This is a genomic window from Tardiphaga sp. 862_B3_N4_1 (assembly GCF_051811085.1).
GTDB lineage: Bacteria > Pseudomonadota > Alphaproteobacteria > Rhizobiales > Xanthobacteraceae > Tardiphaga > Tardiphaga robiniae.
In genome coordinates this window covers 1,078,663-1,098,743 of the sequence record NZ_JBPWQB010000001.1, presented here as the reverse complement: position 1 = coordinate 1,098,743, position 20,081 = coordinate 1,078,663, and the positions used below count along the sequence as shown (strand labels likewise).

Below are 20,081 nucleotides of genomic sequence, written 5' to 3'. Positions count from 1 at the left end.
TGGCGTCATAATCGGCGATCACTGGCTGTGCTCGCACCACTCCCCTATCCTCACTGACATCAAAGGCACGCGCGTCCTCTGCGCTTATCGAAATGCCGGGTTCCAAGGCGCCAAGGGCAGACAAAGCGACTTTCTTTGTTGCAAAACTCTGGCGGCACATCCAATGGTACCCATTGATTAACCTTTCGTTAACCAATCGCGCCCAACCTGCCGCAACGCAACGGCTGGGGGCTGTTCGTTCTCGATGTTGTTGCTTCGCGCAACGAAGCAGGCGTTGATCGGGAGATACCCATGATCCAGGAATCCCTTTACGAGTCCCTTCGCCGCCCGCGTGACGATTCGCCGGCTGAAATGGACATGTTTGCCCCCTCGTCAGATCCCAGCGAGGTCGTGACGATGCTGATCGGCGCGACAGTCCATGAGGTCGAACGCGAACTGATGCTGCAGACGCTGGCGCGCTGCGACGGCAATCGCACCCATGCCGCCCGCGTGCTCGGCGTCTCCGTTCGCACCATGCGTAACAAGATCAAACAGTATTCAGCGGATGGGGCCGACGTGCCGGCGCACGGCTAGCTGATGGCGCTATTGCTGGAGCGCGCTGCTATCCAGCACCCATGTGGAGCCCTGCAGCCGGCCTTCGGTCTGCATCTCGACATCGACCAGATGCGCCTTCGGCTCAAAGCCGCGAATTCTGACAGTGAGCGGCCTGGTGAACTGCCATGCCTCGCGCGCCTGCAGCAGGCCCTCCTGATACGACGCCAGAGCTTTTGAATCGCCGGCTTTCTTCAGTGCCTGCCATCGCGCCAGATTCGGGCGATCCTCGAACCAGATCGAATCCGGTTTCACCTGCATGGACGCCCCTAGGTGTATCTCGCCGGCATGCGTTGCGCTCGTGAGGGCCAACAAGGTCAGCAGCGCCAGATAAGATTTCATATGTCGTCGCCCGTTGCCCTGATGAGAGCGTAAGTCGCCGCGGATCCCGTTCCGGTTCGACAGGGCCCGGCAATTCGCGGGCGCACCTTGCCTAGACCTGCTACGCTAGCCCGTCACACATGAGCGCGAGGCCTGATCATGCCCATCCAGCACTTCCCGCCCCCTCCCGGAATCAAGGCGCCGCCGCTGTCCTATGCGGCGCGGGTCGGCGATCTCCTGTTCGTCTCCGGCATTCCCGGTTTCGACGCTGATGGCCAATTACCGGAACAATTCGAGGCGCAGTTCGGATTTGTGGTGCGCACGATCAAACGGGTGCTGAAGGATGCCGGCACCGACATCTCGCACCTCGTCAAGGTCAACGTGCTGCTGACGCGCGCGTCCGACGTGGCTGCGATGAATGCTCTGTATGCTGAAGCCTTCGGACCGCCGCCGTATCCGGCGCGTACCACTTGCGTGGTTCAGGCGCTGCCCAATCCGGCAATGCTGATCGAGATCGAGTGTGTGGCTTCGCTACTGGATGCGTGATCGATAACCCGCAGGCTGCGCGACGCGTCCAGCGGCGCATTGAACGCGATCCTGCACGTTCTGACGACGGTCATCGGCCGGCCATCGCATCCTTCACCGTCTCGCTGACGAAATCGGCGGCGCGGCGGAACGCTGTGTCGGTATCGCCGCGGAAGGTGACGGCGCGACGCATCACCAGCTGCTCGCGCTCGACATCGAACAACTGCACCTCGCCCCATTGCACCAGCGTACTCATCTTGCGGATGCCGCCATAGACAAGGTAACGCGCGCCGTCGCGCCGCGCTGCGGCGACGAGATCGTCGGGCGCCATGCTGATGGCAGTGCAGGCGGGCTGCGGACAGGCCGGGCGCACCACGCGGTAGTCGCGCTGCGCCAGCCCGTCGCGCAGCAGTGCAGCGAAGATGGTCATGCGGTCGCGATGCTGCGCGGATTGGTCGGCCTCCTCGCCCGAGGTGTCGCTATAGTCGAAATCGGCCACCGCGACGGCGAGCTGTCCGGCAGCCGCGGCCGGCGCAGGTGCCCCCAGCAGCGCCACAGCGCCGCATAGCAACCACAGAACCTGCCCTCTCCGCATGTTCTCCTCCCTGATCGTCTGTTCGCCGCCACGCCAAACTGGCGCGGGTGCCAGCAGGTCGAGCGACAGCCGATGCTAGTCCGCATGTGGTGAAGCGCAACCGGCAATGTCTGTGGTGGCATGGCAGCAGCGGCGAATTGAAGCCGTCATCCATCCCCTGTTAAAAGCGGCCGGACAGAATCAATACGGAGTGTGAGGCGTGGCAAAAGATACGATCAGCCAAACCGGATTACGCGGCCCCCGCGGCGAACCGGGACTTCCCGGACCGCAGGGCCATCCCGGACGGCCGGGGCCGGACGGCGCGCAGGGCAAGCCGGGCCTGGCCGGCAAAGCCGGCGCCAATGGCAAGCCGGGGCCGCAGGGCAAGCGCGGCGAAGCAGGCCCTCAGGGTAAGGCTGGCGTCAATGGTAAGGCTGGCGCCGACGGCAAGCCTGGTCCGATCGGACCGCAGGGCAAGGCCGGGCCGCAGGGACCACGGGGTGAACAGGGCCTTCAGGGCAAACCCGGTGTGCAGGGTGAAGCCGGGCCGCGCGGCGAGCAGGGTCCTCCCGGCACGCTGCCGAGCCTCGAGCAGATCATGCCGTGGCTGCACATGGTGTTCGACGCCTGGGAAGACCACCGCCAGATGCGCCTGCGCGAAGCCCAGGAGCGCGAAGAGGCGCTGCTGCGCGAGCAGCAGGAAGCCGTTGAACGTGTCGCCGCGATGATCGAGGCCGAAGCCGCCATCGCGGATGAGTCCGATGAAACCGACGACGGCAAGAAAAAGAAGAAGCGCAAGAAGAACAAGGACGACTAGCACCGCTGCGTCGTTCGATACGGACGCGCAACAACAGATCAGGCGACGCGCCGCAATGCCGGCCCGTCGCCTTTACTTTTTACATGGTCCGCTGCGGTGCGGTCTGCAGCAGATCCTGAAGCTGCTGTTTGTAGAATTTCGCACCGCCTGTCGTGAGATGACCGCGGGTCTCGGTGCTCGCCGGAATCAGCAGCATCTTCGCGTTTTTGATCCGCTTCAGCGCGGCGTCCATCAGCCCGGTCTCCGGCGGATTGCGCTCGTCATCGGCAGCGTTGATCGCGAGCACGACGGATGTGATCTTCTCCAGACCTGCTGATGGATTGTAGTCGCGCGACGATTCCCACTGATAGATGAAATCATTTGCATCGGCGACAAATGGCGCCTTGAGCCGGTCATCGACATTCTTGTCGGCGGCCTCGCCGGTTGGTGCCAGCATCTGATAGGCCAGCGTGCCGCCAGCTGTCGCGATGCCATACATCACGCTGGCAAATTTGATCATGCCAGGCTGCGATGTGTAGTTGCCGGCCTTGTAATCTGGATCGGCGCGCACGGTCTCGATCATCACGCGCCGCATCATCCAGTTGCGTGCGCTCATTTCCGTAGGCTGTGATGCCATCGGCACCAGAGCGTCCATCGCATCGGGATATTTAGCGCCCCAGATCCACGCATGCATGCCGCCCATGGAATTGCCGATCACCATCCGCACATGCTTGATGCCGAGCCCTTCGATCAGCAGCCGGTGCTGGGCATCGACCATATCGTCGTAATTGTACTTCGGAAATGCAGTCTTCATCCCGTCAGAGGGTTTTGACGATTTGCCGTGGCCGAGCGCATCGGGAATGATGATGTAGTATTTTGCGGCATCGAGCGGCTGGCCCGCGCCGAATAACTCACCCGCAAAAGCAGGCGTCAATATGCTCTGCGCCGAACCGCCGGTGCCATGCAGCACCAGCACCGGCTGGCCGCTCGGCTCGCCTACCGTGGTGTAATGCAGCTTCAACTCCGGCATCACATGGCCAGTATGAAACTTGAAATCCTTCGCGATCCAGTCGCCCTGCTTTGGCGCCGGATAATCAGCGGCGAACGCGGTCACGGCAGCAAGCGAAGCACATGTCACGACAGCAGCAGCGCACAACGCGCGCATAGAACGGCTGGGCATCGTCATCCTCCCCGGCGCAGCCATTTGATCGGGCCGCTTGACACAGATGCTAGCATGGCAGCGCGAGCCAGGAGACCAACAGATCGATACTGCAGCGCAGCGATCCCCAGCTCGTCGCGCCGGGTATAATCTTTGGGCAGGCGTCGCCGCCATAGCTCGGGCTTAATCATCGCAAGAATCCGAGTCGTCCCGTGCGGCACCCGGCGTCCGCGCGTGATGCAACACCGTGAGGTTCGCATGCGGGGATTGATTCAAGTGGTGCTGCTGGCAGCGCTTACCGTGATGGCGACGACCGCTCACGCCATCGATCGCGGCCAGTTCAACGATGTGCCCGACGATATCCGGAACTGGTTCAAAAGCGTCATCAGCCCTAATGGCGTGCCGTGTTGCGATATCTCCGACGGCCATCGCACCGAATATGACGTCCGCAACGGCTCCTATTGGGTGCCGATCGAAGGCATATGGACGGAGGTGCCGACGCGCGCCGTGATCCGCGATCGCGGCAACCCCGTTGGCGAAGCCGTCGTCTGGTATGTGCGCCATCGCGGCGAGATCATCATCAGCTGTTTCGTTCCGGCTGACGCCGCGTGATGACGATCACGAAACGGTGCCAGGGTGCGGCCTTGCAATCCACAGGCAATCGGGCCCAATTTGAGGCTAATTCTGCGCGCGGCGCGTTAGGTCACTCTGGCCCCGCCGTCACCTCGCCGCGGGCGCTACAGGATAAAGAGAGATCGATATGACGGAAGTGACCTATGTGATCGTCGAGCATGATGGCGGTTGGGCCTATAAGGTTGGCGCCGTCTTCTCCGAGCCGTATGCGACGCACGCACTCGCCACCGCAGCCGCCAAGCGCGCCGCGGCCGAGCAGAGAGTGCCGGGACGCACCGAGGTGATCGCCTATGAGGACGAAAAAGGGCAGTGGCACGAGGAAACTGCCTCGGGCAGTGATCGTCCCAACACCCACATCATCGACAAGGCCTGATCGCGAAGACAGGTGAATGATCCAACTGACGTCAACGCGTCCAATGGCGCCGGCATTGCCGTATCTCGCCATGCCGGAGAAGTTGTTGCTCGTCACGCCCGCCTGGGTGCCCTTCGCGCGCGAACTCATCATCGCCGCGGCGTCATTGAAATCGCCGCATCGCTTGCACTTGTGACACGCACACGGTTGAATTGGTGGGCCGGCGTCATCAATTGGCCCGGGCCACACAAAGACGCCACAGACTCATAGCGAACGGGCCAAATCGACAAACCACATACGTTATGGAGTCACATGGTGACTCCGGCGTCGGTTGCGGTGCTGTCTGCGCGACTTTTCTGCAAGGCGCCGCCATGCTAGTTTTGCACCATCAAATTGCATCGGGAGAGCAGACGTGACCGACGTCGCAGCAGACGAACTCCGCACCATTTATCCAACGCCGCATCCACGCGTGATCGCCAAGGCGCGACCGACGCTTGACATGCATTCCAGCAAGTTCATCTCGCTATCGCCATTCTGCGTGCTTGCTTCGTCGGGTCCCGACGGGACTGTCGATGCATCGCCGCGCGGTGGCGGCGTCGGCTTCGTTCGGATTGCCTCGCCGACCGAATTGCAGATGCCGGATCGTCCTGGCAACAATCGCATCGATACGTTCCAGAATCTGATGGCGGGCAGCGGCCACGTGCAGCTGATCTTCTTCGTTCCGGGCATCGACGACACCTTGCGTGTCAGCGGCGTCGCCAGGCTGATTAAAGACCCGGAACTGATGGCGTCGATGGAGGAGTTCGGCAAGCTCCCGCGCGCGGTGTTGAGCATCACCGTGACCGAAGCCTATTTTCATTGCGGCAAGGCGCTGATGCGTTCGAAGCTGTGGTCGCCGGAGGTGCAGGTGAAGCGCTCGGTGATGCCGAGCATCTCGGAAATGGTTCACGACCAGACCAAACTCGGTGAACCGATGACCCAGGAACAGATCGACGTCGCCTATCGCCAGCAGCTGTAGCTCGTCGGCCTCGTCCGGAGCCAAAAGGAGCTCCGGCAGCCGCGGCCATCCACGCACAACCCCTATTTGAAATTATCACTTAAGGTTGTATAATGACGACGCTTGGGGAGAGCGTTGTGCGTGGCGTTGCGTTGATTCAGCTGATGACGGTCGCGGGCGTCATCCTAGGCGGCTGCGCGCGCGATCCATTCGTGACAGAACGGGACGAAACCTATGCGGGCGAATGGTTGATCCCGCACCAGATCGACCGCATCACCGGCGCCGAATTGCCCAGCGCCTATGTCTTTGCCGAAGCGTCAAACAGCAATGTGGATTTTCCACGTGTCTCGTCATTGCTGCTGACATGCATCGATGGCGCGCCGCTGATCCGCTTCGCCTTTGATTTCAAGATCGGCAGCAACCGCAACACGGTGCTCGGCTATCGCTTCGATGGAAAACCTGGTCACGACGACGTCGGCTCGCGGGTGGTGCGGGGAAACCAGATCATCGTCATCGAAGACAGGGCAGAGATCGCGACCTTCGTCAGCGAGCTTGCCGGTGCGAAGACGTTGTATGTCCGGATCAGGTCGATCAACGGGGGTCGAACGGCCGTAGAATATCCGCTGGAGGGATCGACTGCCGCGATCCGCGCGGCATTCTCCAAATGCGATATGCCTAAACCGCCCCTGCCGGAACAGGGGCGGACGACATTGTCCGGCGTCTATTGAGACGCCGGGGATGATCCTGGCCTAGAACTCGCTCTCAAGGCCACCCATGTGCTTCTGGGTGTAGAGATCGATACCGATCCGCTCGATCAGATCGAGCTGGGTTTCGAGGAAGTCGATGTGACCTTCCTCGTCCTTCATCAGCTTCTCGAACAGATCACGCGAGACGTAATCCTTGACGCCGTGACAATAGGTGGCGGCTTCTTCATACAGCGTGCGGGCACCGATTTCGGCAGCGAGATCGCATTCGATGATTTCCTTGACCGTCTGGCCGATGCGCAACGGATCGAGAACCTGCATGTTCGGGAAGCCGTCCAGGAAGAGAATGCGATCGGTAAAACGATCTGCGTGATTCATCTCTTCGATGGATTCCTTGCGCCACATCTTGGCCATGTCGACCAAGCCCCAGTGATTCAGGAGCCGGAAGTGCAGCCAATACTGGCTGATCGCGGTGAGCTCGCTGCGCAGGCCCTTGTTGAGGAATTCGATGACCTTCGGGTCGCCCTTCATGATGTTCTCCTGTCTGCTGAACCCGTCCGAAACAGGCCCTCGTCTGAATTTAGAACGTTTCTAAATCAGATTCACCGACAGGACAACCCTTCTTTGCTCAATTCGGGAAGGAGCGTGGAAAAGCTGGAAAGCTGTTGAATTTATAAGTGCTTAGGCTGCCGCTTCGATCGAGGCAATATCTGCCAGTTCGATATGCGCATGAGTCTCGGTGTGAGACTGCCCATGGGCCGCCGTATGCGGGCAGCCGGCACAGCAGGACTTGGCACAGGCGCCCAGCGCTTCGTCCATGATCTTCTTGATCGTCCGTACGCACCGTCCGCACTGGGCGCTGCAGCCGAGGCATCCATAGACCTGCCCCGGCGTACGCGGCGGACGCGCTCCGGCAACGGCACTACGAACATCATGGTCGGAAAAGACGTTGCAGGAACAAACGATCATGAGATGAAGGCGAACTCGCAGGTCAGGACCCCTCTTGGATATGTAAGAGACCGACCCGATGCAAAAGGAAAACGCCGACTTTGAAGCTATTCCAAACTACTGATCGCATGGAAGAAATTGGAACGAATCTAAAATTCGTCTGAGCGCTCGCAAGCGCCATGATCAGAAGACGGCTAGCCGACAGATGCCCCTGTCCAGTAACCGCCTGCAACGCGGCATGCCCTTGGGGAGGGTCGCGGACCTCCGTCCGGAATGGCTTTAATATCAAGATGTAACCTGGATCGCGCGGTCCCGTTCATTGATCATTCAAGTGAAGTATGAAACTTTTCACGTCAGGCAGCGCTATGTGTGAGCGCAGCCCGATTGAGAAAGGGAATGCCATGAAGAAAACTCTGATGGCCATTGCCGCCGTTGCCACCCTGGCCGCTTCCGCCATGGCTCCGACATCGGCAAGCGCGCAGCACTGGCGTGGACATGGCGGCGGTGGCGCGGTGGCTGCAGGTCTGATTGGCGGCGCCCTGCTTGGCGGCGCGATCGCTGCCGGCTCGGGATACTATGGTCCCGGCTACGGCTATTACGGCCGTCCTGCCTATGTGGCCGGCCCGGGCTATTACGGCGATTGTTTCTGGCAACGTCAGCGTTTCTGGGACGGCTATGGCTGGCGCATTCGCCGCGTCCGCGTGTGCGGCTGAGATCGCGGGATCATGTGATCTCTGAGATCACTCTGATCTCCTGTTACGCATCGGAAACCTACGACATTTCCAGTGCGTGATGCTTGCAATGGCCCGAAAAAACCGCTTTTCCGGATCATTGACTGGCTAACGTTTACATCGAATTGACGGTTGGGCGCTTCTAAGTGAGACCGTCAGTTCGAATCGCAGCGTGAGTAGACCTTTAACCGTGCGTCGCTTGCGGCGCCCTTCTGGAGAGACTTGAGATGAAGAAGACGATTTCCGCCTTGCTCGCCGCCGCGACGGTTGCCGGTTCGCTGGTTGCTGTTGCGCCTGCCGCAAAGGCCGACGGTGGCCGCATCGCCGCTGGCGTTGCCGGTGGCCTGATCGGTGGCGCTCTCCTCGGTGGCGCCATTGCAGCCAGCCGTCCGGCTCCGGCCTATGGCTACGGCTACGCCCCCGCTCCGGTTTATGTCGAACCGGAATGCCGTGTCGTCCGCCAGCGCGTCTGGGACGAATATCGCGGCGTCTGGCGTTCGCGTCCGGTCGAAGTTTGCGATTGATCTGACCTAACCGTCGCGTAGCACTGCGCGGCGATCCACATTCAAAACCCGGCCGCTCGCGCGGCCGGGTTTTTCGTTGAGTGATCAGATTTCGGGCGACTTCGATCTCGAACTATCTCGCGTTCATCGCGCGCAACACCGTCTCGCTGGGCCAGCAATCGACCTTGAGGCCCGCTGACTTCTGATAGGCGCCGAGCGCGGCACGCGTCTTCATGCCGGCCTTGCCGTCCATCTTGTCGGCATAGAGACCAAGCTTCGTCAGATGCCGCTGCATGGCCTCGATATCGGTGCTGCGCAATTGGTTCGAAGCCGACCACGGCGTTGCAAATGGTTGCGCATTGGCCATTCGATCACTGAGATGGCCGACGAACAGCACATAGAGATCGGAAAAATTGTATTCCTTGATGACGAAATAGTTCTTCGTCGTCAGGAAGGCCGGGCCATAGATCCCCTCCGGCTGCAGCAGTGATGCGGGCTGCGCCTGCTCCGCCGCGCTGAGCTTCTCGCCACGGACCGGAATGAAGCCGGCACGAATCCACTCCCCAATCGGCCGGGTGACTTCTGGCACACCCATCGTACAGTCGGCATTGGCCGGCGCACGCACTTCATAGGCCCAGCGCAGACCGCGCTGCCAACCCTTGTTCGTGAGTTGCTGCGCCGCTGATGCCAGCGCATCCGGCACCGACTTCCAGATATCGACACGGCCGTCGCCGTCGAAATCGACGCCGTGCTTATCCAGTTCCGACGGCAGGAATTGCGTGAGCCCCGTCGCGCCGCCCCAGGACACGCGCAGATCCTTGCGCGATACGTCGCCGCGCTCGATCAGCTTCAGTGCCGCGATGAACTCGCCGCGATACTGGTCCTTGCGGCGACCGACATAGGCTTGCGTCGCCAGCACGCGAATGCCGTCATAGGGCAACGCATACCGACCGTAATCGGTCTCGCGCCCCCAGATCGCCAGAATGATTGTTGCCGGCACGCCGAAGCGCTGCTCGATGGCGGTGAGTGTCGCGCGATGCTTCTGCAGCAGCCGCTGCCCTTCGCCGGCCAGCCGGATGATGCTGGCTTCCTTCACATAATCCGCGGGCACCTGCACGAATTCCGCCTGCGACGGCGCGCCAGTCGCAGGACGGCCGGGCAGAATGAGATCCGGAAGCTTGTAGTCCGGCTCCAGCCCGCGCGTGACCTCATCGAAGGTCTTGCGCGAGACGCCCGCCTGTTGGGCTTCAGGCCAGAGCGAAGCAATGAAGGTGGTGAAGCCGGCGTCAGGTGCAGCAAGCAACGGAACCGGCCCGATTATCAGGCACAGGATGACGACGACTGAGAGCGGTCGCAGTGTCGTCCACATGCCCGGCTTCAATTTCAATGCGCGTGGCCTCCATGGCCCTGCTTGCCGTGACCGTTTTCTGACGAATGCGGAACAACTCCGTTCGAGAGCTTGTCCACATAGGCGATGCCAACGGCCGAGAGAATGAACACGATGTGGATGATGGTCTGCCACATCACGCCCACCTCGGTGTAGTTCGTCGTGCGCGCGCTGGTGCTTCCGAGATTGCCGGCCTCGATGAAGGTGCGCAGCAGATGGATCGAGGAGATGCCGATGATCGCCATCGCCAGCTTGATCTTCAGCACGCTGGCATTGACGTGGCTGAGCCATTCCGGCTCATCCGGATGGCCGTTCAGATTGAGCCGCGACACGAAGGTCTCGTAGCCACCGACAATCACCATCACCAGCAGGTTGGAGATCATCACAACGTCGATCAGGCCCAGCACGACCAGCATGATCTGCTGTTCGCTGAAGTCGAACGAGTGCGCGATCAGATGCCAGAGTTCCTTGAGGAACAGCACGACATAGACGCACTGCGCCACGATCAGGCCGATATAGAGCGGCAGCTGCAGCCAGCGCGAGCCAAAGATCAGCGCCGGAATCGGTCGCATCGCCCCGCCTTTTCCTCTGGGCGGCAATGGCGTTTCGGGCGTCATGGACATGGGGGGCTCGCTATGGGTCGAATCGGTATGCAATGGAAGCGCCGATCTTATAGCGGCGCGTTCTGGACGCGATGATGTCGTGAATGCGCGGCAACTGGCCGCATCAGCTATTTGACAGCGACAATGAAGATCCGCGGAAATTTCAGCAGAACCTTGCCATCCGCCTGCGGCAGATAGCTGGCGGCGATGCGCGCGGTATACTCAGCGATGTAAGCCTTGCGCTCCGGCGGCTCCAGCGGATCGACGAACGGACGCAGCCCGGTGCCCTTCACCCATTCCACGATCGCGGCGGCATCGGCCAACGCATGATTGTAGACGGTGTGCCAGATCTCGACCCGCGAACACAGCGGCTGCAGCGCATCGTAATAGGCCCCGGGCTTCGGCAGCGAGTCGCGCAGCTCCGCAGCCTTCGAGAGCTGCGCGCGCCACGGCTCGAGATAGGCGACCTCGCGCATCAGGATGTGCGAGGGCTCGTCGAGATTATCCGGCATTTGCACGGCCAGCACGCCACCGTCAGGCAAGGCACCGACAAGACGCTTCAGCTGCTTGATGTGATCCGGCACCCACTGAAACACGGCATTGGCAAACAAGACATCGGAGCCGGCCGGCGCCACCCAATGGGCGATATTGGCCTCGATGAACGTCTGCGCGGGCAGCCGTTCCCGCGCCTGCCGCAGCATATCGGCCGACGTATCGACACCGATGACCGATGCTTGCGGCCAGCGATTGACCAGAAGCTCCGTCGAGTTGCCGGGTCCGCAGCCGATGTCGACGACCTTGCGGGCATCGAGAAGCGGAATCTGCGCGAGCAGATCCCGTGCCGGCCTGGTTCGCTCGTCCTCGAACTTCAGATACTGCTGCGCGCTCCAGTCGGCCATTTGAGAGTTCTCCTCAGCGCGTCAGTTTCTTGTATTTCACGCGATGCGGGATGATCGAATCCTGCCCGAGACGACGCATCTTGTCCTTCTCGTAGTCCTGGAAGTTGCCCTCAAACCATTCCACGTGGCTGTCACCTTCGAAAGCGAGCATATGGGTCGCGATACGGTCGAGGAACCAGCGGTCATGGCTGATGATCACGGCGCAACCGGCGAAGTCTTCCAGCGCCTCTTCCAGCGCGCGTAGCGTGTCGACGTCGAGGTCGTTGGTCGGTTCGTCGAGCAGCAGGACGTTGGCGCCGGACTTCAGCATCTTGGCGAGATGCACGCGGTTGCGTTCACCGCCCGACAATGCGCCGACCTTCTTCTGCTGATCGCCGCCCTTGAAGTTGAACGACGAGCAGTAGCCGCGCGAATTGACTTCCTTCTTGCCGAGCAGGATCAGTTCGTTATTGCCCGAGATTTCCTCCCACACGGTCTTCTTGCCGTCGAGCGCATCGCGCGACTGATCGACATAACCGAGATGAACGGTCTCGCCGACGGTGATCGTGCCGCTATCGGGCTTCTCCTGGCCGGTGATCATCTTGAACAGCGTCGTCTTGCCGGCACCGTTGGCGCCGATGACGCCGACGATACCGCCGGGCGGCAGCTTGAAGGTCAGATCGTCGATCAGCACGCGATCACCATAGGCCTTGGTGAGGCCTTCGAAGTCGACGACGTTGTCGCCGAGGCGCTCGGCCACCGGAATGGTGATCTGCGCACCCTGGGTCTGCTTCTCGCTGGCCTTCTTGAGCAGCTCGTCATAGCGCTGGTAGCGCGCCTTCGACTTGGCCTGACGGGCCTTGGGCGACGAGGCGATCCACTCCTGCTCGCGTTCCAGCGTCTTCTGATGGGCTGCGTCCTCGCGGCCTTCCTGTGCCAGACGCTTCTGCTTCTGCACCAGCCAGGACGAGTAGTTGCCCTCGTAGGGAATGCCGCGGCCGCGATCGAGTTCGAGAATCCAGGACGTCACGTTGTCGAGGAAGTAGCGATCGTGGGTCACGATCAGGATCGCGCCGGGATAGTTGCGCAGATGGCCTTCCAGCCATGAGACGGACTCGGCGTCGAGATGGTTGGTCGGTTCGTCGAGCAGCAGCAGTTCGGGTGCATCGAGCAGCAGCTTGCAGAGCGCGACGCGGCGGCGTTCACCACCGGAGAGCTTGGTGACGTCGGCATCGTCAGGCGGACAACGCAGCGCGTCCATCGCCTGGTCAACCTTGCTGTCGAGATCCCAGAGGCCTTGCGCCTCGATCTCGTCCTGCAGCTTGGTCATCTCGTCGGCGGTCTCTTCCGAGTAGTTCATCGCCAGCTCGTTGTAGCGATCGAGAACAGCCTTCTGCTTGGCGACGCCAAGCATGACGTTCTCGCGGACGTTCAAAGACGCATCGAGCTGCGGTTCCTGTTCGAGATAGCCGACGCGCGCGCCCTGCGCGACCCAGGCCTCGCCGGTGTATTCCTTGTCGAGGCCCGCCATGATCTTGAGCAGCGTCGACTTACCAGCGCCGTTGACACCGAGCACGCCGATCTTGGCGTCCGGGTAGAACGACAAATGGACGTTATCCAGCACCTTGCGGGTCGGATAGGCCTTGGTCAGACCCTGCATGAAGTAGACGAATTGGCGAGCCATCGTGATCCTTGAAAACCGTCGCGGGCGTGAAAAATGGGTTGTCGCTGATGTAGCGGCGTGGCCCCGAAAGGGCAACCGGGGGTCTTAAGGATTTGGTAACTCTGCGCTTCTTCGAGGCAGCCGTTGTGACAATTAAAACCGCTTTTTAACGACTTCCGCCAAGAGTGCTCCCAGGGCGATCAATCATGCCCCTCGCGACTGAAGTCGCGGGCAGACAGGCGGAGCCTCGTCATGGCGATCACTACATCAGTCCCCTCTCCAGCCGCCGCCGAAACCCGCGCGGCGCGCCCAGGCCTACTCCACGAAATCCGGACGTTCTGGCAGCTGTTCTTCGTCGCCGCCTTCGATCCTTACCGGCCCGAGCAGCATTACATGCGCGGCCCGGGCCCCGCCTGTCGCGCCAAGGACCCGTCCGCGCCGGTCCCGCCCTCACATTAAGCTGATCGCACTGCCGCCGACGATGCAGACGCTTGCGCACGCCCGCGAGGCGCGCAATGTGTCCATCCCCTGACGGCTTCAACACCGTCATCACCACACCGGATGGACGATCCCATGACGCGGCTGCGCTGTGCAATTCTCGACGACTATCAGAACGTGGCCCTGACGCTTGGTGACTGGAGCGCACTCGCCGACCGCATTGAGATCACCGTCTTCGACAAGCCGTTCGCCTCAGCGGACGAAGCGGCTGCAGCGCTGAAGGATTTCGAAATCATCTGCGCCATGCGCGAGCGGACGCCGTTTCCCCGCGCGATGTTCGAGGCGCTGCCGAAACTCAAGCTGCTGATCACGTCCGGCATGCGCAATGCCGCGATCGATTTCGAGGCCGCGAAGGCTCATGACGTCACCGTCTGCGGTACCGCGATGGTGGGCAATCCGACGGCCGGCCTGACCATCGGCCTGATGCTGGAACTGACCCGCAAGATCGGCTTTGAAAACGCACGCATGAAGGCCGGCAAGCCCTGGCAGGTTACCGTCGGCGAGGACATCGAAGGCAAGACGCTGGGAATCATTGGCCTCGGCAAGCTCGGCAGCCAGGTCGCCGGCATCGGCCGCGCGCTTGGGATGAAGACCATTGCCTGGAGCACCAATCTGACGCCCGAGGCCTGCGAAAAAGCCGGCGTGACCTATGCCACCAAAGAAGAACTGTTCGCTCAGGCCGACATCATTACGATCCACCTCGTGCTGAGTGATCGCTCACGCGGATTGGTGTCACGGGTGGATCTCGCGCGGATGAAACCGACAGCCTATCTCATCAACACAGCACGCGGCCCGATCGTGGATGAAGTCGCGCTGCTCGAGACCTTGCAGGCCGGGAAAATTGCCGGTGCAGGTATCGACACCTATTCCCATGAACCGCTGCCGCTCGACAGCCCGCTGCGCAAGCTCGACAATGTCGTGATCACGCCGCATCTCGGTTATGTCACCGCGGAAAACTACGAGCGGATCTATGCGGAGATGATCGAGGGCATCGGCGGCTGGTTGAACAGCGCCCCCGTCCGCAAGCTCAACTGACGCAAGCGCTCACAGCGCAAAAGAAAACGGGCGCCGTGTGATCACACGGCGCCCGTTTTCTCGAAATCAGCTGAAAGAAATCAGCGAATGCTGACCGGGGCCGGTAGCGGCTGAACCGATGTCGGCTGGGTACCGGGCAGCGGCGCCGGCGCGGCGCTGGCGCTCGGACCGGGCACGGGCTGCGCGGAGGCGGTCGTTGCCGGAGCCTTGCCTGGCATCACCACCACGCGGGTGCCGACCTTGACGCGCTCGAACAGATCCGAGACGTCGTCGTTGAGCATGCCGAAGCAGCCCGACGACACGGACTTGCCGATAGTCGACGGCTGGTTGGTGCCGTGAATACGATAGACCGTCGAGCCGAGATACATCGCGCGGGCACCGAGCGGATTACCTTCGCCACCCGCCATAAAGCGCGGCAGATAGGGCTGACGCTCGATCATCTCGGTCGGCGGATGCCAATCCGGCCACTCCGCCTTGCGAGTGATCTTCTGCACACCGTTCCAGGTGAAACCATCGCGGCCGACACGGACGCCATAGCGCATCGCGCGGTTGTTGCCGAGCACATAGTACAAATAGAAGTTCGGCGTATCGACGACGATGGTGCCCGCAGGCTCCTTCGTCACGAAATTCACTTCCTGCCGGCGGAACTGCGGCGGCAACTGCGCCGGACCGGTTTCCGGCTGATCTTCCGGAGGCAATGAAGCCACCATCACGGAGCTGCCATTGGCGCCCAGACCCTGTCCCTGCACCGAGCCGGTCACAGGGGCACCCTGCCCGCCCATGCCTTCAGGCGGACGCATTGCGCCATCGCCATTGCCGCGGTTCGAATACACCACCGGCGGCGCCATCGGGCGGCCGTAACGCGGGTCGTCCGGCGACATCACCGGGCCCTGCGGCATGGCGCGATCGGAATAAACCGGGGCAGCACCAGCAGGGCGACCGTAGCGCGGATCATCCGGAGACATCACCGGGCTCTGGGGCGCAATTCCGGGCGCGGACAGCCCCGTCATCGGCCGGCCACCGCGAGAGGGCGGCGCGTCATCTTCGTCGAGCGCATCAAAATCCGGCATGGCGTCCAGTGCGCGATCGGCGCGTGAATTGGCCGGATAGCCGCCCGGGGGATAGTTGGGGTCGGCCGGAATCGAGTAGCCGCTTGGCATGCCCACAGGATAGCCCTGCGCGACCGCGAGCGAATGACCCGCGACGCTACCGAGAGCCACGGTCGCCAATGTCGTCAAAACACGCTTGATCATCATTGCCCTTGTATAAGCTCAAGCAAAAACCGGAACATGCTGTGAGATCGCGCAGGATAGCGGCGCATTCAAGACAATTCCGGAAAAAAGCTTCCCATTTCGGTCATATTCGCGAGATCGCACGCCGGCGTGGCTATCTTGCCTCACCCCCGCTGAAATCACTGCTCAGGAATGCGTCCTCAGTTGTGCATCTCACTTTTTAACAAACGGTTCCTGAGGCCGTGCGTTATCCTCAAACGGTCCTGATTCGCGACGCTTTGGCGGCAGCCGATTCTGCGGAACGGGCCGCTTCCAGTGTTGTCACCGCGTCCCCGTCGTTCGAAAGCCTTCCACGGTCTGTCCGAAGGCGGAACTGCCATTCATGCTTCCGGGTTTCCGATTTCTGTTCGCAGCCGTCCTGCTCACAGTCTCGTTGGTGGTCTTCGGCCTTGGTGCCGCAGCCCTGCTGCGCTCTGCCCATCAGGAATTCGCGACCATTCCGACCAGGCGCGCGGCGCCGACCGTCTTTGCGCAGCCGCCCGTCGAAGCTCCGCCGACATTGGCCATGCTGCGCGTCGAGGCAGCAGCCCCCACCCCTGAGACTGTCGCGCCACCAGCGGTCTCCGTAACCTCGGCGGCAGAACAAGAGCCCCCCATCGCGGCTCCTGCGGAGCCGGAAAAGATCGCCTTACCCGAGACCGCCGCACCCCCGTCGACGCCGGCCACAGCGGCTGTCGAGATTACTGCCCCGGTGGCGGCGACGCCGAAGCCTGAAGTTGCAGCGAAGTCGGAAACAACGAAGATCGAAGAGCGGGAACCTCTAACGACGGTTGCCGTCGCACCAGCGACCTTCGTCGAACCAGTCGCTGCCCCTCCTCCCGAGGCTGCCACCGTTCCTGCACCAGCCGCCGCCGCAGAGGTTGTAGCGGGGTCACAGCCGACGGCGACGCTGACCGATGACGACGCAAAATTGTCTTCGACGAAAATTGCGACGCTGGGCGGACCGCCCGTCGATACCGAGTCGGTTCCACTGCCGAAAGCGAAGCCTGCTGCAGAACCCGCCAAGAAGATCGTGAAGAAGCGCATCGTCGTCAAAAAGCGGCGTGTGGCCGCCAGGCCTATGGCGGCCGCTGCACCACAGCCAACCGACCCGTTCGGATTGCCGGTCGCGCGCTGACCTCGACCCCGGTTACGCCGGTCCGGTCTCGACGGGCGGACCGTCGGGCTGCCCCCATTCCGACCACGAGCCGTCATAGAGCGCTGAACCGCGCACGCCGAGACGATAAAGCGCCAGCGTCAACACCGCCGCAGATACGCCCGAGCCACATGTGGTGACGATGGGCTTGTCCAGATCGAGCCCCGTGCCGGTGAAGGCTTCGCGCAATTCTTCGAGCGGCTTCATCGTGCCGGTCGCGGCGTCGAACAACAGGTTGTAAGGCAGGTTGCGACTGGCGGGGATGTGACCGGAGCGAATGCCCGCGCGCGGTTCAGGGACACTTCCCTCGAAGCGATTGGCGGCACGCGCATCGATCAATTGCTCCTTGCGCGAATCCAGATTGGCAACGACCTGCGCCTTGCTGCGGACGTACGACTTGTCGAGCGTGGCGCTGAACGTGCCAGGCTTCGGTGACGACTTTCCGGTTTCCGTCGCACGGCCTTCGGCCTTCCACTTCTTCAGCCCGCCATCGAGCACCTTCACATTGGCGTGGCCGTAAGAGAGGAACATCCACCACGCCCGCGGCGCCGCGACCCAGCCACCCGCATCATAGGCGACGACCGTATCATCGGAGGAAATGCCGAGCGCACCGACATCGCGCGCAAACTGGTCGGCAGCCGGATACATGTGCGGCAGCGACACAGAGTGATCGGAGACCGCATCGACATCGAAGAACACAGCGCTGGGAATGTGTGCCGCCAGATAATCATCAACCGGCAGCGGCAGCACGCCTGGCATCTTGAACGACGCATCGATGACCTTCACCTTGGGATCGCCGAGATGCGCGGCGAGCCATTCGGTCGAGACGAGAGGATCTGTGGATGTCATGCTGTTTCTTTCTTCTGTCATTCCGGGACGCGCTCTTGCGCAGACCCGAAATCTCGCGGTGTTAAGCTATCTCCAGATTCCGGGTTCGCCCGCAGCTATCGCTACGCGCGCCCCGGAATGACGACAAATATCGACTACTTCGACGCCTTCGGCTCGACCTTCTCGACCGCGCCGCCTGCATTGCGCCAGGCGGTGAAGCCACCGCCCAGATGCGCCACCGGCTTCAAGCCCATATCGGCCGCGGTCTTGGCAGCCAGCGCCGAGCGCCAGCCACTGGCGCAATGGAAGATGAACTTCTTGTCTTCCTGAAAGATTGGCTTGCCATAGGGGCTTTCGGGATCGATCCAGAACTCTAGCATGCCCCGGGTGCAGGAGAACGAGCCGGGGATCTTGCCTTCGCGTTCGATCTCGCGGGGATCGCGGATATCAACGATAACCACATCCGGGCTTTCCGCCGCTTTCATCACATCTTCGACGCTCATGGTCTCGATCTGCGCGTTAGCTTCGTCGAGCAGCGCCTTGTAGCCGCGGGTAATCGTCTGCGTCATGCTTTTCGCACCAGTTCCTTCATTGCACCTTCGAGACCTTCAATCGTCAGCGGATACATCCGTTCCGAGAACAGCCGGCGAATGATGGTCGTGGACTCCGAGTAGTCCCAGTGCCGCTTGGCGACGGGATTGAGCCACACCGCATTCGGATAGGTCTGCGTGATGCGCTCCAGCCAGACCGAGCCGGACTCTTCGTTCACATGTTCGACCGAACCGCCGGGCACCATGATCTCGTAAGGCGACATCGAGGCGTCGCCGACGAACACGATCTTGTAGTCATGGGCATATTTGTGCAGCACGTCCCAAGTCGGCGTGCGGTCCGTGAAGCGGCGTTTGTTCTGCTTCCACACGCCTTCATAGAGGCAGTTGTGGAAGTAGAAATACTCCATGTGCTTGAATTCGCTCTTCGCCGCCGAAAACAATTCCTCGACCTGCTCGATATGCGAATCCATGGATCCGCCGATATCGAAGAACACGAGCACCTTGACCGCATTGCGCCGTTCCGGCCGCATATGGACGTCGAGATAGCCGTGATTGGCGGTCTCCCGAATCGTGGTGTCGAGATCGAGTTCATCCGGCGCACCGGTGCGGGCAAACTTGCGCAGACGGCGCAGCGCCACCTTGATATTGCGGATGCCAAGCTCGACATTGCCATCGAGATCCTTGAACTCGCGCTTGTCCCAGACCTTCACCGCGCGCCGGTGGCGGCTTTTCTCCTGCCCGATACGGATGCCTTCGGGATTGTAGCCTTCGGCGCCAAACGGTGAGGTCCCGGCGGTGCCGATCCATTTGTTGCCGCCCTGATGGCGTTCCTTCTGCTCTTCAAGGCGCTTCCGCAGAGTTTCCATGAGCTTGTCCCAGCCCATGGCCTCGATCTGCTTCTTCTCTTCCTCGGTAAGATATTTCTCGGCGAGCTTCTTCAGCCACTCGGCGGGAATCTCCGCCTTTTCCATGGCGTCGAGCAGGCTCTCAAGCCCCTTGAAGACCGTGCCGAACACCCGATCGAACTTGTCGAGATTGCGCTCGTCCTTCACCAGCGCTGCACGGGACAAATAATAGAAATTCTCCACCGACTGATCAGCGAGGTCGGCGTCGAGCGCCTCCATCAGCGTGAGATATTCGCGCAGGGTCACCGGGACCTGTGCATCGCGCAGCGATGTGAAGAATTGCAAGAACATGATTGACAGATTGCCCGACCACCCGCGTCCGTCAAGGGCCGGATGTGGTAGAAGCCTACACAGCTCCGTGGCTCGCCATCGCGGCGCACATCCGAAATAAGCGAGATTTGTCAGTCAAACTGGGGCGAATTCCGCTCCGCGGCATGGTGAAGCAATCGTTGTCAGATTGCAGGTATTTGTTT

26 protein-coding genes are annotated in these 20,081 nt (G+C 61.5%); 13 read left to right on the top strand and 13 right to left on the bottom strand.

Translation table 11 applies throughout. The annotated features are described in order from the left end of the window. Positions 1–351 precede the first annotated feature (351 nt). Positions 352–573, top strand: coding sequence for a helix-turn-helix domain-containing protein (locus AB8B02_RS05170; RefSeq protein ID WP_089267375.1), 222 nt, complete (start codon positions 352–354; stop codon positions 571–573). A 9-nt stretch (positions 574–582) separates the two neighbouring features. Here the strand turns inward: AB8B02_RS05170 and AB8B02_RS05165 are convergent, their stop codons facing one another. After that, positions 583–933, bottom strand: a complete 351-nt coding sequence (locus tag AB8B02_RS05165; protein ID WP_439063316.1) for a hypothetical protein — start codon at positions 931–933, stop codon at positions 583–585. A gap of 138 nt (positions 934–1,071) precedes the next feature. Between AB8B02_RS05165 and AB8B02_RS05160 the strand changes: the two genes are divergently transcribed. After that, positions 1,072–1,458, top strand: coding sequence for a RidA family protein (locus AB8B02_RS05160; RefSeq protein WP_439063315.1), 387 nt, complete (start codon positions 1,072–1,074; stop codon positions 1,456–1,458). Positions 1,459–1,528: 70 nt separating this feature from the next. Here the strand turns inward: AB8B02_RS05160 and AB8B02_RS05155 are convergent, their stop codons facing one another. Beyond that, positions 1,529–2,032: a DUF2380 domain-containing protein gene (locus AB8B02_RS05155; protein WP_089267378.1), complete on the bottom strand. Its 504-nt coding sequence runs from the start codon at positions 2,030–2,032 to the stop codon at positions 1,529–1,531. 199 nt (positions 2,033–2,231) lie between these two features. On the opposite strand from AB8B02_RS05155, the gene AB8B02_RS05150 reads away from it, so the two are divergent. Then, on the top strand, positions 2,232–2,828 hold the full coding sequence (locus AB8B02_RS05150; RefSeq protein ID WP_231077604.1) for a collagen-like protein: 597 nt from the start codon (positions 2,232–2,234) through the stop codon (positions 2,826–2,828). A 79-nt stretch (positions 2,829–2,907) separates the two neighbouring features. Here the strand turns inward: AB8B02_RS05150 and AB8B02_RS05145 are convergent, their stop codons facing one another. Continuing rightward, a complete protein-coding gene (locus AB8B02_RS05145; RefSeq protein WP_439064596.1) occupies positions 2,908–3,972 on the bottom strand; it encodes an alpha/beta fold hydrolase in 1,065 nt (354 codons plus the stop codon). 252 nt (positions 3,973–4,224) lie between these two features. Here AB8B02_RS05145 and AB8B02_RS05140 point away from each other — a divergent pair, with 252 nt between their 5' ends. The 5 genes from AB8B02_RS05140 to AB8B02_RS05120 all read left to right on the top strand — a co-directional run bounded on the left by AB8B02_RS05140 (position 4,225) and on the right by AB8B02_RS05120 (position 6,676). Continuing rightward, positions 4,225–4,578 (top strand): hypothetical protein, encoded by a 354-nt coding sequence (locus tag AB8B02_RS05140; RefSeq protein WP_439063314.1) that lies wholly within the window; start codon positions 4,225–4,227, stop codon positions 4,576–4,578. A gap of 148 nt (positions 4,579–4,726) precedes the next feature. Then, complete coding sequence (locus tag AB8B02_RS05135) at positions 4,727–4,972, top strand: DUF2188 domain-containing protein (RefSeq protein ID WP_068732250.1); 246 nt, start codon at positions 4,727–4,729, stop codon at positions 4,970–4,972. A gap of 16 nt (positions 4,973–4,988) precedes the next feature. Then, positions 4,989–5,147: a hypothetical protein gene (locus AB8B02_RS05130; RefSeq protein ID WP_175367212.1), complete on the top strand. Its 159-nt coding sequence runs from the start codon at positions 4,989–4,991 to the stop codon at positions 5,145–5,147. Positions 5,148–5,363: 216 nt separating this feature from the next. Further along, a complete protein-coding gene (locus tag AB8B02_RS05125; RefSeq protein ID WP_068732246.1) occupies positions 5,364–5,969 on the top strand; it encodes an MSMEG_1061 family FMN-dependent PPOX-type flavoprotein in 606 nt (201 codons plus the stop codon). 92 nt (positions 5,970–6,061) lie between these two features. Continuing rightward, a complete protein-coding gene (locus tag AB8B02_RS05120) occupies positions 6,062–6,676 on the top strand; it encodes a hypothetical protein (protein WP_439063313.1) in 615 nt (204 codons plus the stop codon). 21 nt (positions 6,677–6,697) lie between these two features. Here the strand turns inward: AB8B02_RS05120 and bfr are convergent, their stop codons facing one another. Beyond that, on the bottom strand, positions 6,698–7,183 hold the full coding sequence (gene bfr / locus AB8B02_RS05115) for a bacterioferritin (protein ID WP_068732242.1): 486 nt from the start codon (positions 7,181–7,183) through the stop codon (positions 6,698–6,700). Positions 7,184–7,333: 150 nt separating this feature from the next. Next, the gene (locus AB8B02_RS05110) at positions 7,334–7,621 is read right to left on the bottom strand and encodes a (2Fe-2S)-binding protein (protein WP_068732239.1); all 288 of its coding nucleotides are present in this window, start codon (positions 7,619–7,621) and stop codon (positions 7,334–7,336) included. A gap of 380 nt (positions 7,622–8,001) precedes the next feature. On the opposite strand from AB8B02_RS05110, the gene AB8B02_RS05105 reads away from it, so the two are divergent. Next, entirely contained in the window at positions 8,002–8,313 is a 312-nt protein-coding gene (locus AB8B02_RS05105) for a hypothetical protein (RefSeq protein ID WP_439063312.1), read from the top strand. A gap of 245 nt (positions 8,314–8,558) precedes the next feature. Next, the gene (locus AB8B02_RS05100) at positions 8,559–8,855 is read left to right on the top strand and encodes a hypothetical protein (protein WP_068732235.1); all 297 of its coding nucleotides are present in this window, start codon (positions 8,559–8,561) and stop codon (positions 8,853–8,855) included. 112 nt (positions 8,856–8,967) lie between these two features. Here AB8B02_RS05100 and AB8B02_RS05095 read toward each other — a convergent pair whose 3' ends face one another. From AB8B02_RS05095 to ettA, 4 genes are all read right to left on the bottom strand, one after another. Then, positions 8,968–10,203 (bottom strand): lytic murein transglycosylase, encoded by a 1,236-nt coding sequence (locus AB8B02_RS05095; protein WP_439064595.1) that lies wholly within the window; start codon positions 10,201–10,203, stop codon positions 8,968–8,970. Between the two features lie 14 nt (positions 10,204–10,217). Beyond that, a complete protein-coding gene (locus AB8B02_RS05090) occupies positions 10,218–10,844 on the bottom strand; it encodes a TIGR00645 family protein (protein ID WP_439063311.1) in 627 nt (208 codons plus the stop codon). 107 nt (positions 10,845–10,951) lie between these two features. Next, positions 10,952–11,722 carry a trans-aconitate 2-methyltransferase gene (gene tam / locus AB8B02_RS05085; RefSeq protein WP_089267385.1) on the bottom strand — a complete coding sequence of 257 codons (771 nt, stop codon included), beginning with the start codon at positions 11,720–11,722 and terminating at the stop codon, positions 10,952–10,954. A 13-nt stretch (positions 11,723–11,735) separates the two neighbouring features. Next, complete coding sequence (ettA, locus tag AB8B02_RS05080; protein WP_089267386.1) at positions 11,736–13,385, bottom strand: energy-dependent translational throttle protein EttA; 1,650 nt, start codon at positions 13,383–13,385, stop codon at positions 11,736–11,738. Between the two features lie 231 nt (positions 13,386–13,616). Here ettA and AB8B02_RS05075 point away from each other — a divergent pair, with 231 nt between their 5' ends. Together AB8B02_RS05075 and AB8B02_RS05070 are read left to right on the top strand one after the other, a co-directional pair. Beyond that, entirely contained in the window at positions 13,617–13,823 is a 207-nt protein-coding gene (locus AB8B02_RS05075; protein WP_089267387.1) for a hypothetical protein, read from the top strand. 114 nt (positions 13,824–13,937) lie between these two features. After that, positions 13,938–14,897, top strand: a complete 960-nt coding sequence (locus AB8B02_RS05070; protein WP_439063310.1) for a D-2-hydroxyacid dehydrogenase family protein — start codon at positions 13,938–13,940, stop codon at positions 14,895–14,897. Between the two features lie 80 nt (positions 14,898–14,977). Here the strand turns inward: AB8B02_RS05070 and AB8B02_RS05065 are convergent, their stop codons facing one another. Then, entirely contained in the window at positions 14,978–16,153 is a 1,176-nt protein-coding gene (locus AB8B02_RS05065; protein ID WP_439063309.1) for a L,D-transpeptidase family protein, read from the bottom strand. Between the two features lie 358 nt (positions 16,154–16,511). On the opposite strand from AB8B02_RS05065, the gene AB8B02_RS05060 reads away from it, so the two are divergent. Then, positions 16,512–17,306: a hypothetical protein gene (locus tag AB8B02_RS05060; RefSeq protein ID WP_439063308.1), complete on the top strand. Its 795-nt coding sequence runs from the start codon at positions 16,512–16,514 to the stop codon at positions 17,304–17,306. Positions 17,307–17,318: 12 nt separating this feature from the next. On the opposite strand, the gene sseA is transcribed toward AB8B02_RS05060, so the two are convergent. The 3 genes from sseA to AB8B02_RS05045 all read right to left on the bottom strand — a co-directional run bounded on the left by sseA (position 17,319) and on the right by AB8B02_RS05045 (position 19,899). Further along, the gene (sseA, locus tag AB8B02_RS05055; RefSeq protein WP_439063307.1) at positions 17,319–18,173 is read right to left on the bottom strand and encodes a 3-mercaptopyruvate sulfurtransferase; all 855 of its coding nucleotides are present in this window, start codon (positions 18,171–18,173) and stop codon (positions 17,319–17,321) included. Positions 18,174–18,307: 134 nt separating this feature from the next. Further along, positions 18,308–18,721 (bottom strand): rhodanese-like domain-containing protein, encoded by a 414-nt coding sequence (locus tag AB8B02_RS05050; RefSeq protein ID WP_068732221.1) that lies wholly within the window; start codon positions 18,719–18,721, stop codon positions 18,308–18,310. Continuing rightward, positions 18,718–19,899 (bottom strand): vWA domain-containing protein, encoded by a 1,182-nt coding sequence (locus AB8B02_RS05045; protein ID WP_068732219.1) that lies wholly within the window; start codon positions 19,897–19,899, stop codon positions 18,718–18,720. The genes AB8B02_RS05050 and AB8B02_RS05045 overlap by 4 nt, the downstream gene beginning before the upstream one ends. Positions 19,900–20,081 lie beyond the last annotated feature (182 nt).

Bases quoted from the DNA above. Each gene is read 5' to 3' on its own strand.
- AB8B02_RS05170 (WP_089267375.1), top strand. From the start codon at position 352: ATGGACATGTTTGCCCCCTCGTCAGATCCCAGCGAGGTCGTGACGATG.
- AB8B02_RS05165 (WP_439063316.1), bottom strand. From the start codon at position 933: ATGAAATCTTATCTGGCGCTGCTGACCTTGTTGGCCCTCACGAGCGCA.
- AB8B02_RS05160 (WP_439063315.1), top strand. From the start codon at position 1,072: ATGCCCATCCAGCACTTCCCGCCCCCTCCCGGAATCAAGGCGCCGCCG.
- AB8B02_RS05155 (WP_089267378.1), bottom strand. From the start codon at position 2,032: ATGCGGAGAGGGCAGGTTCTGTGGTTGCTATGCGGCGCTGTGGCGCTG.
- AB8B02_RS05145 (WP_439064596.1), bottom strand. From the start codon at position 3,972: ATGCGCGCGTTGTGCGCTGCTGCTGTCGTGACATGTGCTTCGCTTGCT.
- AB8B02_RS05140 (WP_439063314.1), top strand. From the start codon at position 4,225: ATGCGGGGATTGATTCAAGTGGTGCTGCTGGCAGCGCTTACCGTGATG.
- AB8B02_RS05135 (WP_068732250.1), top strand. From the start codon at position 4,727: ATGACGGAAGTGACCTATGTGATCGTCGAGCATGATGGCGGTTGGGCC.
- AB8B02_RS05130 (WP_175367212.1), top strand. From the start codon at position 4,989: ATGATCCAACTGACGTCAACGCGTCCAATGGCGCCGGCATTGCCGTAT.
- AB8B02_RS05120 (WP_439063313.1), top strand. From the start codon at position 6,062: ATGACGACGCTTGGGGAGAGCGTTGTGCGTGGCGTTGCGTTGATTCAG.
- bfr (WP_068732242.1), bottom strand. From the start codon at position 7,183: ATGAAGGGCGACCCGAAGGTCATCGAATTCCTCAACAAGGGCCTGCGC.
- AB8B02_RS05110 (WP_068732239.1), bottom strand. From the start codon at position 7,621: ATGATCGTTTGTTCCTGCAACGTCTTTTCCGACCATGATGTTCGTAGT.
- AB8B02_RS05105 (WP_439063312.1), top strand. From the start codon at position 8,002: ATGAAGAAAACTCTGATGGCCATTGCCGCCGTTGCCACCCTGGCCGCT.
- AB8B02_RS05100 (WP_068732235.1), top strand. From the start codon at position 8,559: ATGAAGAAGACGATTTCCGCCTTGCTCGCCGCCGCGACGGTTGCCGGT.
- AB8B02_RS05095 (WP_439064595.1), bottom strand. From the start codon at position 10,203: ATGTGGACGACACTGCGACCGCTCTCAGTCGTCGTCATCCTGTGCCTG.
- AB8B02_RS05090 (WP_439063311.1), bottom strand. From the start codon at position 10,844: ATGTCCATGACGCCCGAAACGCCATTGCCGCCCAGAGGAAAAGGCGGG.
- tam (WP_089267385.1), bottom strand. From the start codon at position 11,722: ATGGCCGACTGGAGCGCGCAGCAGTATCTGAAGTTCGAGGACGAGCGA.
- ettA (WP_089267386.1), bottom strand. From the start codon at position 13,385: ATGGCTCGCCAATTCGTCTACTTCATGCAGGGTCTGACCAAGGCCTAT.
- AB8B02_RS05075 (WP_089267387.1), top strand. From the start codon at position 13,617: ATGGCGATCACTACATCAGTCCCCTCTCCAGCCGCCGCCGAAACCCGC.
- AB8B02_RS05070 (WP_439063310.1), top strand. From the start codon at position 13,938: ATGACGCGGCTGCGCTGTGCAATTCTCGACGACTATCAGAACGTGGCC.
- AB8B02_RS05065 (WP_439063309.1), bottom strand. From the start codon at position 16,153: ATGATGATCAAGCGTGTTTTGACGACATTGGCGACCGTGGCTCTCGGT.
- AB8B02_RS05060 (WP_439063308.1), top strand. From the start codon at position 16,512: ATGCTTCCGGGTTTCCGATTTCTGTTCGCAGCCGTCCTGCTCACAGTC.
- sseA (WP_439063307.1), bottom strand. From the start codon at position 18,173: ATGACATCCACAGATCCTCTCGTCTCGACCGAATGGCTCGCCGCGCAT.
- AB8B02_RS05050 (WP_068732221.1), bottom strand. From the start codon at position 18,721: ATGACGCAGACGATTACCCGCGGCTACAAGGCGCTGCTCGACGAAGCT.
- AB8B02_RS05045 (WP_068732219.1), bottom strand. From the start codon at position 19,899: ATGTTCTTGCAATTCTTCACATCGCTGCGCGATGCACAGGTCCCGGTG.